Source organism: Streptomyces sp. P17 (assembly GCF_032436805.1).
Classification (GTDB): domain Bacteria; phylum Actinomycetota; class Actinomycetes; order Streptomycetales; family Streptomycetaceae; genus Streptomyces.
Genome location: NZ_JAVRBF010000022.1, coordinates 1 through 14,544, shown reverse-complemented (window position 1 = coordinate 14,544; position 14,544 = coordinate 1). Strand labels below are relative to the sequence as shown.

The 14,544-nt window shown below is 67.0% G+C and carries 9 protein-coding genes; 5 read left to right on the top strand and 4 right to left on the bottom strand.

Annotated features, from left to right (window positions below):
* Window positions 1-27: 27 nt before the first annotated feature.
* Together RMT89_RS16205 and RMT89_RS16200 are read right to left on the bottom strand one after the other, a co-directional pair.
* On the bottom strand, window positions 28-2,535 hold the full coding sequence (locus RMT89_RS16205; RefSeq protein WP_315884459.1) for a DEAD/DEAH box helicase family protein: 2,508 nt from the start codon (window positions 2,533-2,535) through the stop codon (window positions 28-30).
* Window positions 2,462-3,298: a site-specific DNA-methyltransferase gene (locus RMT89_RS16200; RefSeq protein ID WP_315884458.1), complete on the bottom strand. Its 837-nt coding sequence runs from the start codon at window positions 3,296-3,298 to the stop codon at window positions 2,462-2,464. Before RMT89_RS16200 ends, RMT89_RS16205 begins: the two co-directional genes overlap by 74 nt.
* A gap of 370 nt (window positions 3,299-3,668) precedes the next feature.
* Here RMT89_RS16200 and RMT89_RS16195 point away from each other — a divergent pair, with 370 nt between their 5' ends.
* Window positions 3,669-4,577, top strand: a complete 909-nt coding sequence (locus RMT89_RS16195) for a DUF559 domain-containing protein (protein ID WP_315884457.1) — start codon at window positions 3,669-3,671, stop codon at window positions 4,575-4,577.
* A 259-nt stretch (window positions 4,578-4,836) separates the two neighbouring features.
* On the opposite strand, the gene RMT89_RS16190 is transcribed toward RMT89_RS16195, so the two are convergent.
* Complete coding sequence (locus RMT89_RS16190) at window positions 4,837-5,796, bottom strand: hypothetical protein (protein ID WP_315884456.1); 960 nt, start codon at window positions 5,794-5,796, stop codon at window positions 4,837-4,839.
* Window positions 5,797-6,150: 354 nt separating this feature from the next.
* Between RMT89_RS16190 and RMT89_RS16185 the strand changes: the two genes are divergently transcribed.
* The 4 genes from RMT89_RS16185 to RMT89_RS16170 are packed head-to-tail and all read left to right on the top strand — an operon-like array spanning window position 6,151 to window position 13,709.
* On the top strand, window positions 6,151-7,521 hold the full coding sequence (locus RMT89_RS16185) for a hypothetical protein (RefSeq protein ID WP_315884455.1): 1,371 nt from the start codon (window positions 6,151-6,153) through the stop codon (window positions 7,519-7,521).
* Window positions 7,508-8,287, top strand: a complete 780-nt coding sequence (locus tag RMT89_RS16180; protein ID WP_315884454.1) for a hypothetical protein — start codon at window positions 7,508-7,510, stop codon at window positions 8,285-8,287. Before RMT89_RS16185 ends, RMT89_RS16180 begins: the two co-directional genes overlap by 14 nt.
* The gene (locus tag RMT89_RS16175) at window positions 8,287-12,672 is read left to right on the top strand and encodes a hypothetical protein (protein ID WP_315884453.1); all 4,386 of its coding nucleotides are present in this window, start codon (window positions 8,287-8,289) and stop codon (window positions 12,670-12,672) included. Before RMT89_RS16180 ends, RMT89_RS16175 begins: the two co-directional genes overlap by 1 nt.
* Window positions 12,669-13,709, top strand: coding sequence for a hypothetical protein (locus RMT89_RS16170; RefSeq protein WP_315884452.1), 1,041 nt, complete (start codon window positions 12,669-12,671; stop codon window positions 13,707-13,709). The genes RMT89_RS16175 and RMT89_RS16170 overlap by 4 nt, the downstream gene beginning before the upstream one ends.
* Before the next feature lie 552 nt (window positions 13,710-14,261).
* Here RMT89_RS16170 and RMT89_RS16165 read toward each other — a convergent pair.
* Window positions 14,262-14,531, bottom strand: coding sequence for a type II toxin-antitoxin system RelE/ParE family toxin (locus RMT89_RS16165; RefSeq protein WP_315884532.1), 270 nt, complete (start codon window positions 14,529-14,531; stop codon window positions 14,262-14,264).
* Window positions 14,532-14,544: the final 13 nt, after the last annotated feature.

Here is a 14,544-nt window from a genome sequence, read left to right as displayed (position 1 = left end):
CCGTCGCCCGGCTTCACGGCGTTCAACCTACTGGCCGAAGCCCTTCAGGAACTCCCAGGACCCTTGAGCGTCCTCGACGTCCTGCTCGCCCACAAGGAGGTACTTCCAGGTGATGTCGACGTCTGGTGAGGAGTTTGCGGTGTTGGCCCACCTCCGGGCTGCCTTGCGCTTGGCAACCACCTCGGCAGAGGTCATGTCTTTGTCTGCCTTCGTCTCAACCAGCCAGCCGATGCGCTGACCGTCCACCTTTTCGATGACGACGAAGTCAGGGTTGTACTCTCGCCCCTCCGAGGTCCATTTGATGGGCACATCGTTGATGTGCAGACGCGCCCACACGACCACGTTCTTGCCGCTGTCGATAGCGTTGGCCGCCTTGAACTCCGGCGAGGTGTCAAACCAGGCGTGGCTGTAGAGGTTCTTGCTCCAGCCATTGAAGGCGATCGCCTTGTCGAACGAACCATCGGCGTGGCCGGCCACCTGGCGCTTGCGCGTCTCGCGAGTCTTGGTGAGTGCGACGAGCTGCACGTCGTCGTCATAGGTGACCTGGGCCTGGGTTACGTCTCGGAGGGTTTTGGCTACCTCAGTGGCGAGACGCTGGCCACACCGGTCGACGAAGGCAGAGAGATGGTCGGCTGCCTTTTCCCCCATCGCCTCAATGAGGCGATCGACGATGCGTTGGGCAGCTCCAAGCTCCAATGCACGGTTCGGCACGCCCTTGACGGCCATGACTCGGCGGACGAGCGCCTCCCGCGTAACCGAGAGTGGGATGTCGAGCGGCAACGCGGAGACTATTTTGTCGTTGGCTGTCTCGGTCGCCGTCGTGACCTTGCGGCCGTCGTGACTGGCGACGATCTTCGTCCGCTTCAACTCATCGGAATAGTCGGCGGTGAGGGTGCGGCCGAGCCGCTCAAACGGGCCGTACTCGACGATTTCGTTGAGGCTGACCTGGACGAACTGCGGCACCGAGATCAGCTTAGGGATCAGGATAGGTTCTCGATCAGGCAGTGGGTCGTAGTGGACCACTGTGGAGGTCTTCTTGGCGGCCTCCGCTGCCTCGCGCGTACGGGTTTCCACGTCCACAACCCCGCGCCCATCGGGGGCAGCCGGCGCGGGGACTCCTGGAGTGACTCCCGAGGTCAATCCCTGCCCAGTAGCCGACGCACCGCTCTGGCTGATGTTGTCTCCCTCAGGCCGGCTGGTATCGCCGGCCTGAGGGAGACCACCTCCGGGAAGGCCGATGACCTCCCCGTCACTCTCGACCGTCTTCTGGCGGACCACGGAGCTGCCATCGGCCAGTCGCCGTACTTCTGCGTATGTGGCGTAGTCGATGAAAGCCTCGTTGAGGACCTTCCGCTTCTCCAGTAGCTCGCTGTACTTCTCGTGGGCCAGGATTTCGAGCGTGTCGAGGATCTCGACATCCGCGTACTTGCTGAATGGAAGCCGCATCCCGCGGCCGAGGGTCTGTTCGGTCATGACTTCCGAGACCGATGCCCGCATGGAGGCGATCACGTAGACGCTCTTGACGTCCCAGCCTTCCTTCAGCATTCCGACGCTGATGATGATGCGGACCGGCGAGTCAGGGTTCTCGACGGCTTGGAGATCGGCCAGAGCCTGCTCTTTTGTATCGCCGGTCAACTTCGAGTGAATCAGGAGCGTCTTTCCAACCCACGCACCCCCATCAAAGCTTCCCGAGTCGAGGACAGCCTGGAATTCTTCGGCCTCCTCAATGTTCCGGGCGATGACCAGCATTACCGGGTTCACCCGGGGCAGACCATTCTCGTCACAGTAGGCGTCGACGGCTTGGCCCTTGTAACGCAGCAGATTAACGCCGTCGAGCAGCTTCGTCTCGACGTCAGAGCGGTCGTCACGGCGAGCCACCATCACGGGGGTCTTCACGAGCTTGTCCGCGATAGCGGCGGCCAGCGGGTAACGGAATGCAACGAGGGACTCGTCCGCTCTCACGGGCGTGGCAGTCATACCGACTACGAGTTCGGGCTTCAAGTCCCGGATGGTTCGAGAGAACGCCGGTCCTCGGTAGCAGTGGTGCTCGTCCGCCAGAATGACGAGGTCATCGAGCCGCGCGAGGTGGTCGAAGAAGGACATGCCCAAGTTTTCCAGGGGCACGTGTGTAGTACGCCCCTCGCCTGTAGCTGACGTCAGGGCCTGAACCGTAAAAATGTACAGCTTCGTGACCGTCGGATCATCGATCGCGACTCGGGTGGACTGCGCGTTGAAGTTGTCGGCCGTGACGACGTACGGGGCGGATCGCAGCATATGCCGCAGCGACTTCGGGTTGCCGGCGGTGAAGTTGAGGATCGACTTGTCCCGAATTGTCCGTCCGGGCGCCAACAGCAGGAAGTTGCGTACCGGGGTCGCAGCTCCGGCCAGGTACTCCATCAGTCCGGCCATGACGTAGGTCTTTCCCACGCCGGTGGCCGAGTCCACGATGCACTCGTATGGCTCACTCTTCTCCTGCACGTCGTAGTGGTCGGACGTGCGGAGAATCACCGACTCGATGGCCTTGCGGTTCGGCATACACCATCGATTGGTGCGTAGCAGCGTTGGCTGCAGTTGCGTCTCCGTCGCGCCACGGCACGGGATCCCCGTCACGCGACTGGTAGCGGCTCGTGTTCGACGCGGCGAGCCTGGGCATTCTGTTTGGGGCCCAGGACTCGGACTTCCGATAGACCAGGATCGTGTCCTGGGAAGTCGAAAGCAGTTTGGAGTCGTTCCGGGGCGAGTCCGCCTTCTGCCAGGCGACCTCGGCGACGAAGTTTCGCTCTCCCAGCTCTTCGTCCAGAACAACGCGGCACCTATGCGACTCGACGTGGTCGAGGTGCACCCACACCGACCCATCGTCGGCCAGCAATGGCCTGATCTGGCGGATCCGGTCCCGCAGGAGGGTAAGCCAGATTGAGTGCTCGATGTTGTCTTCGTAGTGCGTGAACGCCTGACCAGTATTGAAGGGCGGGTCGATATAGACCAGCTTGACCCGACCTAGGTACTTCTCGGCGTATGCCGGAATCTTGGCGAGCGCGTCGAGTACGTGCATCGCATCGCCGGTGATGAGGAGGTTGTCGTGGGTCGGCGCCGGCAAGTCTGCCGGACGGCCTTCGGGTGTCGGTGCCTCGACTCGATCAACCTCGTGGAGGAGCCGGACCTCGGAGACCCGGTAGTCCGACGGGTCGACGAACGTGTAGTCGTACCTGCCGTCTCCGGTCGACAGCAGCGTCTTGTCTTTGTCGGTCCAGGTGAGTTCGAGGCGCCCCTGGTGTCGGGACGTCGAGTTCGAGGTCATGCAGCGTTCCCTTGCAGGTTGAAGGTGACCAGCCTATTTTGTCGCACTCCTACCGCACCGGCATGCGAATCCTCTCTGGACAGGTCCTACCACCTGCATCACGCACGCCGTATAGGGCCGCCTGCCAGAGTGCACCACGCCTCGACGTCTCCTCTGCTCCTCAAGGTCGGGCTTGCTTGAGACGAGCCGTCGGCGACATCGCAGCACCGGGCTGCGGGCCAAACGCCGGTGCCCCGGACCCGGGGGACCGATCCAAGGGGCCTTGACGCAGCCACCGACGAACCGCCCTTCTGATCAAACCTCCAGACGGGCGAACCATCCCGGTCGTACCGTCATCACACCAGATCATCTGAAACCACCCGGAGGCCCAGTGCCGTCCATTTACCTCGCAGGAAAGATCGGCCCCCATGACTGGCGCCATGAACTGCTCGGCTGGGAACTCCGCTACGCCTGGGAAGTCACCGACGACAACCCCTCCGAGCCGTGGCCCGTTATGAAGCGAGGTGTCCTCGACACCTTCGACTACGTCGGCCCCTACTTCATCGGCGACGACCACAGGTGCGGCCATGGTCCCAGCACGCACGGTTGCGGCATGGACGGCTGCTTGGCTTGCTACACCTACGGCAACCTTCCGCAGCGACCCAAGATCCGGGAACTCTGCCTTGCGGCCATCGATGTCGCCGACATCATCTTTGCCTGGCTCGACGACCCCACCGCCTACGGCACGCTCGTCGAGATCGGTTACGCCAAAGGCCGCGGCAAGCCCGTCGTTGTCGCGGCCCCCGAACTGCCACACACCTACGAAGACCTGTCCGGTCACGGCTTGGGTATCCCTGACGGCCCCACCAACGATCTCTGGTTCGCATTCTCCTGCGCCACCAGCACAATCACTGCCGCGACACCCCAAGCAGCCCTCAAGCAGGTCGTGGACCTCTTTCCCAGTCTCGAGTCGCCCATCGAGGAAGCGTTCTGGCGCGCCTACCTGCGCATGACTCCCCCAGAGTTGAGCGGCCTGAAGTCGCAGCATCCCGTCTTCGGCGGCCGGTACCGGATCGACTTCGCCCTACCCGACCAGAAGATCGGCATCGAACTCGACGGCTACTCCTGGCACTCCAGCCCGGAAGCTTTCACCCGCGACAGGGCCAGACAGCGCGAACTCGAACTCGACGGTTGGCGCATCGTCCGTTTCAGCGGATCCGAGGTCGCCAGAGACGCCAAAGAATGCGTGCAGCAGGCTGCCGCACTCGCAGCCCGCGTCAAGCACGACGGGCACTCCTGACGCCGCCCCTGACAAGCACGCCGACCGGGGCCTGTCCAAACCAGGCCCCGGCAGGTCGCCGCCCGCATGACCGCCTCGGGCACGCGGGCGGCGAAGAGGCAGCAGCGCGAGGAGTTCGCCGCCGCACGAGCCGTCGGCCTCGCCAAACGGCACGCCCAACGAGTCCGCAACCAAGCTTCCCGGCAGCAGGAAGCTTCCGGCCCCAGACGGCCTGGAAGGCGGACCGCCCTCTGGCCGTCGGGGCGGCGGTTCTCCCCCCTCACGCAGCCAGCGGCGGTGCCTCCTCTGCCTGAGCGGGGGGATCGAGGAGGGGGAAGGCGCAGTCCTCAGGGCGCCGGCCCATCCGCTGCACCATGGCCGCCGCGAGCAGCGCTACGCCCGGGCCGGTCACCGGCGAGCGTTCCATTCCCACGTAGAAGATCCCGTTCTCGTCGGGTTCAACATCCACGCGGTCGAGGCTGGCGGACAGCGCGGCGCAGTACCCCCACAGGTCCGCTCGCAACCCGCTGGGGATGTCAGTGCGGACCCAGACCAGAGGATGCAGCGCTCCCTGCTCGTCGTAGCCGATCGCGACCATGGCTCCGACGCCCTCGGGAAGCGGGTAGACCTCCTCCGGCATGTCCTCGGCCGTGCCGGCGAGTGCATCGGTGATCAGCGTGCGCAGTGCCGTGATCACCTCCTCGTCGCTGCGCCAGCCATGCAGTGGCGCGTAGGCGGATCCTTCGTAGAGGTCGCGCACGTCCATGTTCTGCTTCGCGCCCACGTCGGGCGGATCGTCTGCAGGACCGTGCTCCGGGTCGACCTCACCCAAGAAGGTCTCGGCCGGGTCGACCTCCTCCAGGAAAGTCTCGGCGAAGGTCACCTCTTCCTCGGCGTCCACCGTGATGGCGGCCCAGCCATGACTGATGTACTCGGAGAAGAGCCGCCGGATGTGGTGCTTCTTCGCTTCCTCAGACAGTCCGGGGACCGTGGCGACCACGATCCGGCCGCGTAGGGCGATGAGCCATGCCTGCTGGTCGTCGATCAACTCCTTCTGGAAGAACGTCGCGCCCAGCGCCTCTCCCAGGACCTCGACCGGCAGAGCCCATGCGTCATGCGCCCGCAGCATGGACGCGGCCCGCTCTGGCGCCGGGGTCAACGCCTTCGGCGCACCGGTACCGGACTGTTCCTTGCAGACTCGGGCGCTGTTCGTGACCGCGCGATCCGATTTGGCTTCCACGATGCTTCCTTTCGCCGGAAAACTGGGTAAAGCCAGTCTTCGGCGGTAAGGCGCACGGTGCTGCATATAGTCGGAAAAGCTCTTTTCGTTTGCTCTGCACCTGCCAGGCTGGGAGTCCTGCACGCTGGAGGAGTCGTGGTGTCGGCGGCTGGACATACTCATTGGCATCAGGGAGTCGACGGCGTAGCCCGACCGGCTGAGGAGGTGCGCGTGAAGAGCACCGGTTCTCCGCTGACGAGCACTGCCGCGCGCCGCCGTCGAACACTTGCGCATCTCTCGCCGATTTTCGAGGTGCACCTGAACCGGGCGAGGAACCCATCGAGTGTGCGGTGGCAGGCGTACGATTTCGTCGCCTTGATCCAGTCGTGCGTGGACACGATCGCGCTGTCCTCAGGGCTGGAGGGCACTCTCGGCGCCCCCCGTGACGAGGTGCTCGCCGACATGGCCCGCGTGGCCGGGAGCATGGCCCCGCGCCGCCCTGCTGAGGAACACGAACACGTCGCCCGGCACCTCCTCGACCACCTCCTGCGCCACGACGAGCCGACCCCGTACTTCACCGTTGAGTACGCGGATCCCGACTCCAGCTGGCAGCCGGTTCCCCTTCAGGTACGTGTGCTGTACGAGACGCTGGCCGCCGACGGGCGCACCCTGGACGTCAACGCTGACAACACCGCCGTGACCCTGCTGCTCATCGCGACCAACCGGTCGCTGGAGGACGAGCACGAGGCGGTGATCGCGGTCATGCGGGCGCAGGCCGAGAGCGGGCGTCTGGACGCGGCGATCGACTCGGCGGAGGACGCCCTGACGCTGTCGCGAACCTACGCGGCGAACGTCCGGCGCATGATCGCCGAGGCAGAACGTGATGTGACCCGTGTCGACTACCTGCGGGTCCTGCGGCCTGAGCTCATAGCCGCGGCTGCGCATCTGGAGCGGCGCATCAACGTCGACGGGACGTTGTTGCGGCACCTGGAGAACTTGCGGGCGGACGCCTCCGAGGAACAAGACCCAGTGGCGGTCCGGCAGTTGTCCGTGGCCGCGTCGCGGCTCGGTGACGCGGTGGAGACCCTGGCCGCGCTGCAGACCGATGTGATCGGGGCCGCTCCGCGCTGGCGTGAGGCCCAGGCCGCGCAGGCGTTCAGTGCTGTGCCCGTGAGCGAGATCGACCCGACTGCGGACGTGCTGACGGCGCTTCTGGGCGGCCTGCCGTTGCCCCGCGGCGCTGAGCTGTCTCCGCCGGCTCCACGGGTGCTGTTGGATGTCGCGACGCTCGCGAACCGACTTGCCGTGCCGCCGCAGCAAGTGCCGACCCCGGAAGCTGCGCCCATTGCGGAGGAACCGCTCGAAGACGCTGATGGGGTGTACGAGCAGTTCCCGGAGCAGTTCCACGATGTGGCCCACGTGCTGCGTGCCCACAGGGTCATGCCAGGAGCCAAGGCGCGGCTGACCGACTTGCTGGCCGACGCCGACAGGCTGTTCGCCGCCGACGAGCCGTCCGCCGTCGTCGACGGGTTGGTCGCCGTCGTCGGGGGTTCACGTGAGACCGCCCGTCGCAGAATGCGGCTGCTGCTCGCGCTCGACGCGATGATGCTCTGGCGGCCCGACGGCCGACCCGATACTTCGGACGAGTGGTGGGCGCTGGACGACGGGATACGGGGAGTGCTCTCCGACCTGGACGTTCCCGATCTGCTCGTCTGTCGGAAAGGGGACGAAGATGACGGCACGTGACGACGCGCGGGATGTCGGCCTCCTCCTCAGGTACGGCCTCGACCCCACCGTGTCCCCAGCCCGCCATGACGGCTACAGCCGACTGCTGGACCGCTTCCACACCGACCCTGACCTGCGCACCGCCTTCGACGAAACAGCCGACGGCCTCGGCCTGCGGGTACTGACCGCTGATCGCTCAGCAGGGCTCGTGCTGATCGCCGAACCCACCTCGCCGCTGGCGGTCACGGACGTCAGCACCTGGCTTCGTATCCGGGGAACGGCTGATCGCCTGGTGTACGGGCTGGCCCTCGGCGGAGCGACGGCCTGGTGCTATCCGACTGCACGTGCGGTGCGTGAGCCGGGTACGCGGCGCGTCACGGCCCTGGATGTCGACCGTCTTGTACGGGAACACGCGACGGCCATCGAGGCGGAGGAAATCACGCTCGACGGCGGGCTCGGCGAGGCGTGGCGCGAGTACGCCACCAACCGTAAACAGGTCGCTCTGACATCGAGTGGCCGCTTGAAGCGGGACTGCACGGTGCGGATGTGCGAGGACGTGCTGGTGATGCTGGCGTCCTTCGGACTGGTCTTGGTCGACAGGACGGTTCCGCCGCCCCGAGCTGAGCTGAAGGTGTGGCGGTCCACGGACCGGTTCCGCGCTCATGTCGCGACCGCCGGCGGCCCTCTCGTGTGGCAGACGATCACCGGTTCGCAGGTGCCGGAAGGGCACCGACGGGACAGCCAGGGTCAGTCCGCCCACACACCCTTCGGCGAGAGGGAGGAGTGATGCAGACGGGCTGGCGCCTCGAGCGCACCTACCTGGTAGGCGCGGGCTTCCCCGAGTCACGGCTGGAGGGGCTCAGCATCAACTGGTCCGATCCCTTTGAGCCCACCGGACACGCCGCGCTGTGGGCCGACAACGGCACGGGAAAGACGACGATCACAGCTCTGCGTTTCGGGCTGTACCTGCCGCACACGCGGGACTTCATCCGGGGTGAATCCGACCGGTCCCTGGCGAAGCTGGTGCGCTCGGGCGATGTCTGTCACGTGGTCGAGCAGGCCACCCGAGTCGTGGACGGCGAACTCCAGCGCATCGTCATGGGCATGGTCGCCGACTGGGCAGACGGCGGCACTCAGGACCTCGACAACCCACGCAAACTGCAGCGCGACTTCTACGGATGGGTGACCTACGGCTCGGGGCCGACCATCGAAGACCTGCCGTTCCGTACCAGCGTCGGCCGACGCGCGACCCATGCGCAGTTCGTGGAGGCGGTGCGCGGGATGCTGCCCAACGGCGGCGCGCTACCGCCGCATCGCCCCTCGGACCACCAACGGGCCTGGGGTGACTGGCTGGCCGCCGCTGGAGTCGATGTGGAGCAGTTGCGGTTCCAGTCCGAGATGAACGCCTCCGAAGGCGGCGTCGACCATGTGATGCGGTTTCCTGACTCCGACGCCTGCGTACGTTGGCTCATCGGCGCGACCACCCCGACCACGACCGTCGAGCAGATCAGCAAGAGCATCGAAGTCCTGCGGGCGAACGCCACCGCCCGCCCCCGATGGTCCGACGAACTCGCCCTGTGGGAGAGCCTCACCGAACCGTTGCTCCGCCTCGCCATCGCCCATGATCAGGTCGCTACTCACCGACGGGCGGTGGCCACCGCCGAGGCGAACGCCGCAACTGTTGTGGCCGACTCCGAGGCGACGCTCGCCGAACTGGCCGCCGAGGACGCCAGTGCCGGCGAGAAACATGAGGAGCACGAACGCCTGCGCCGGGAGGCGGGCGCGACCGCACGCAGGGCGCAGGCGCACCGGTTGCGGATGCGGCTGAGAGGGGCCGAACTCAGGGCCAACGCCGCCGCAGCCCTCGCCGACAAGCGCCGCGCGGTCCGCGACCGGGCAGTTCGCGAACTGGCCGCCTGGCGACTCGTCCAGGATGTACTCGACGCCAGCACGGCCAAGACTCAGCTGGCCGGGCTCACGGCCCGCCTTGAGGCTGCCGAGAAGCAGACCGCGGACCTTCGTAAGGAGGAACAGCAGCACCTGCATGCCCTCGCCCGGCTCCTCACCGACCAACGCGACCGTGCCGCCGCCGACCTCCGTGCCGCCGAGGAGCGACGGGAACAGGCCCTCACTTCCCTGGCGACAGCCCAGGACCAACGCCAGAAGGCCGTGGCGGCACACGCGACCGCCGCCGAGCAGATCCGGCACGTCAGTGATCAGATCACCGAGTCCGAAAGGATCCTCTCCGAGGCGGTCACCGTCGACCTGCTCCGTGAGGGTGCCGATCCGGCAGCAGTGGAAGCCGAGTGGGCGGAGAAAGCCGCTTCGGCGCTGAGGGGCCGCGAGGCTGCTGGCGGAGCGCTCAAATCCGTCGACAAACAGGCTGATGCCCAGCGGAAGGCCGTGTCGAAGGCCCAGAACGCGATCGTCGCCGCCCGGCACGACGTGGAGAGCGCAGAGCGGCAGCTACGGCAGGTGAACCACAGGGTCCGCGCGCTGGAGGATGACGAACGTATACGAGACGCCGTCGGTGACAGCGGCATCGAGCTGTGGACCGCCCGCACAGCACTCACGGATGCGCTGAGCCAACGCGCCGAGACGGCTGACCGGGACGCCGACGAGGCACGTACCGTGGCCGCTGAGGCCCGGCGTACCCTCGACGCGGTCGGCGCCGACGGTCTGCTTCCGGCATCCGTGCTGGTCGAAGAGGCCGTCCGGCGCTGCCAGGACGCCGATGTGCCGGCCTGGCCGGGATGGCGGTGGCTGGCAGACACGATGACCTCTCAAGCCGCCCGATCCTTCGCGACGGCACGTCCCGACATCGCGTCCGGCGTGGTGGTCTCCCACCCCAACCACTTCCATCGTGCCCTCGACGCCATCGGTGATCTCGACACCGACACGGCGGTCTGGGTCGGTGCCGTCCTTGACCCAGAGACCGCCATATCACCGAGTGCGGCCGACCACTCCGACGGAACACTCGCCCGAGTCCTGCTCCCCCACCCGGGTACCTACGACCGGGAGGCGGCGGGTGACATGCTCACCGCCGCCGAGAGCGCGCTGACCTCAGCGACTCTTCGCCTCCAGGAAGCTGGTCAGCGTGCCACCGACGCCCGCGGCGCCCTCGCGGCCCTGACCCAGTTCTGGAAGGACTTCCCTGGGGATCCGCGTACCGATGTCCAGGAGAAGATCCGGTCCGCTCAGGAACGGGTGGAAGCAGCCCGTAGCGATGAACAAGCCGCGGCGGACGCGCTCCAGGACCTCGCCCGGCTCAAGCAGGAGCACGAGGCCGCGCGAGCTGCCGCGCAAGAAGTCATCGACCGCGCGACCGAGATGCGGCGGCTCCTCATCCCTGTGATCAGCGCTGCAGACGCCCTCTCCAGCGCCCGTGAGAAGCTGCCGGGGCTGCGCACGGCCGAGGCCGAGCACCGCCGCCGCGTCAACCAGCTCGGCGAGGAGATGCCTGCCCTCGCCGTCGCTGTCGACCGGGCACGCGACCTTGTACGCACCCTCGCAGGCCGCCGGGACGACGCGGCCGACGAACTACGCAGCGCAGGGCTGTCCGCCACCATCGACGGCCCTGTCCCCACCGATGACGCGCCCACCATCCGAGCGCGGCTGAAGAGCGTCACATCGGCCCTGGAAGATGCCGCGGTCGACCCTGAACTGCGCCAGCGGATCACTGACACCAGGCAACACCTCGCGGACCTGGACGCGAAACTGGACGCCGACATCGACCTGCGGCGTCTGGCCGAGCGGTTCGCCGGCACCGATGACGCGCGGCATCCTGTCGCGCTCGGCACCGCCACCCGTCAGGCCGAGGCTCGCGAGGCGGAAGCGCGCGAGGAGTACGCGAAGGCATGGCAGGCCGCTGATACGGCCAAGCGGGAATTCCAGCGGCAGGCCGAGGACCGGGCAGACCGATCCTCCCCTGACATCGAGGGGTTTCCGTCGGCGGATCTGGTCGCCGAGGGGGACGAAGCCGATGGGTTCGCCGACCAGCTCGACGAACTGGCGTCCCAGTCGCTGCTCACCCAGCGCTCCGAGGAACAACTCGCCCGAAACGCGGAGACCGCTGTGACGGCGGCGCGCCAGTCAGCCCAGCTGGTCGAGGCAAGCGTGAGCGGGCTGCGCTATCTCGCCGACCCGGCACTGACCGGTCGCCGTGCGGATGACATCGCCGCCCTCACCACCCGGATCTCGGCCGTCTCCGAACGCGTCCGCGAGTCACGGAAGCACCTGACGGACAGCGAGCAGGCCCGGCAGAGGGAGGCCAGCACAGTCCGCGCACACGCCAACAGCTCACAGGCGCGCAAGGTCGAGGCCGCGGAGGATTCCCGCGTCATCGACCTGATCTCACGGTTGCGCGGCGACGAGCAGCTTCCCGCGGAGTCGGAACGCATCGCGGGCGAGCTCGAACAGCGAGCTGTTTCGCTGCGGGACGACCTGGACCGACATGACCGCGACGTCCACACCTGCGCGGTCATGCTGCACGTGCAGGCGTCGCGGGCGCTCGACCGGCTACGCGCCTACCAGAACCAGTCACGGCTCCCGGACGGACTGGGCGAGTGGTCCCAGCGACGCTTCGTCGTCATCGAGCACGAAAAGATTCCAGCCGACGAATCCGTCGCCATCGACCGGGTCGCTCGCGTCGTCCACTCCCTCCTGACACCCGGCGCCGGCCGGTCGGACGCACGGTCGCTGCTGTTCGCCGCCGCCCGGGCGCTGGTCGACGCGCCCTTCAGGGTGCGTCTGCTCAAACCGCACATCGACCTCTCCCTCGACCGCGTCGACGTCGCCGAACTGAAGAACTTCTCCGGTGGGCAACGGGTAACCGCAGGCGTCCTCCTGTACGCGACGATGACGAAAGTCCGGGCTCTCTCGGACACCACCTCGGTCGGCTGGCTGTGGCTGGACAACCCGTTCGGCCAGGCATCCGCAGACCAGTTCGTCCGGACGATGCGACGAGCCGCCGACCAGCTCGGCCTGCAGTTGCTGTTCACCGCGGCGCCCAAAGACAAAGGGGCACTGTCGATGTTCGACCGCACCATCATGCTCGGCCGGCGCTCCCGCCCGTCCTCGGGTGAGAAGGTCGTGGTCGTGGACGACGGATCCCACGAGTTGACCGACCTGGTCCTCGTACAACGTGACGTCAGGGCGGTGCTCGGAGAATGAGTTCCGTCAACCTGACCGATCTGATCGCCGCACTTGACCCTGACGGGCGCGGGGGCCGTCGCCACGCCGACGACCTTGCCGCCGCTATTGGAGCGCAGAACCCCGGGATCGAAGCGTCCGCGCTGCCCGAAGTCGTCCACGACACGATCAGGCGCGGGGAGCGGGAAGGACTGTGGTCAGCGAGCCGGACCACGACCGTACGCCGGGGACGAACGGTCCTACCCAAAGCCATAACCCTGCTGGGGGCGACCCGCCCCGCCGACAAGCTGCTGCCGGTCGGCGTACCCCTGCGCAGTGAACTCGCCGGCTGGGCAGCCACGCTTCGTCTCTCCGCGACACAGCGACAGCTCCTCCTGGCCGTCAACGACTGGCTGCGGCGTACCGACGGCGGAAAGGTCCCGGTCGTCTCCGTCGCTGAACGCGCCTACGAACTCCTCCTCGACGAGAAGGCGTTCGATGCCAACCCTCCGCGCGGGGGAAGCACCCTATGGGCGCCCGACCGACTGACTTTCGACCTGTTGCGCTGCGAGCGGCTGCCGACTCCTCTCGTCTGGGAGCCGGTCACCTCGGAGATCGGCCAATCTAGCGCCGTCGTCTGCGTCGAGAACCACGCCACCTTCCGCACGCTCCTCCGCGTCCTGCGTGCCCGCCCTGTCCCACCCTGGGCCGCCGTCGCCTGGGTCCAGGGCCGCAACACCGCGCCCCTGGAGTCCCTTGCGGCGTTGCCCTTCCCGGTCACACGTCTGGACTACCTCGGCGACCTGGATGCCGCCGGTCTCCAGATCGCCACCACGGCCTGCGCCACGGCCGAGAGGGCCGGTATCCCGGCAGGGCCGGCCGAACGCCTCTGGGCCATGCTCGTCATCCAGCCACCGCGCCCGGCTCGTCCCACATCGGAGGCCAAGGCCCGGGAGCTGGTCGCATGGCTCCCAGCCTCAGTCCGCGATCAGGCTCGCGCCCTGTTGGTCACCGGCCAAGCGATTCCGCAGGAGGCCCTTCGCTTCGACGTGCTCAGTGACGTGCCGCTGGCACATTGATCCGGGGCTCGGAGATTCTGGCCCGTGGCCCCGGTCGAGCGTGGCGTAGCCTCGTCTCCTCACCACCGCTGCCCGCGGCCACGCCCAGGCTTCCCTGCCCCGTCTTTCCCAGGCCAGGCCGATACAGACGGACGCGGGCAGCCGGTCTGCCAACCCGCATCCCCACGACACCAAACCCTTCTGGCCAGGCAGAACAAGTGCACCTCTGGTTGCAGTTTTGGTTGCATTCACCCCCGTCCAGCGCCGTCCGCCGCCCGTCCAGCGAACCGCTCCGTCGCAGGTCAGAACGCCCCCGTCCCTCCCCGAACCCCCGGACGTACATTTGGAAAGCGTGTTGGGGGCAACCCCTCACGAGTTCGAATCTCGTATCCTCCGCAGCCGCCTGACCAGGCGAAACGAAGAGCCGAGCCGCAATTGTGGCTCGGCTCTTCGGTGTGCGTGGGTTGCAGTTTTGGTTGCGTTTATGGGCGACATTCAGGACATCTCGACAAACGGGCAGGCGTACGCCTCCGCAACTCCCGGCGGACAGTCGGCACCAATCTGCACCCCGGCCTACGGAACTTGGCGGTAGCTGTCGCGACGGTTGCCAACGGCCAGGACCCACACGATCAACTGACCCTCCTCGACGGTGTAGACGACGCGATAGTCGCCGACCCTGAGCCGCCAGCGGGCACTGTGCCCCTGGAGGGCCTTGATGTCGAACGACGCGGCGTCTCCTGCGTCGATCGCCTTCTGGAGTTCGGTGAGGCGGTGCAGAACCCTCTCTGTCAGCCTTGGGTGAGACGCCCCGCTTCGTCGGGTTAGCCTGAGAGGGCACGACAGGAGAACCACCCCC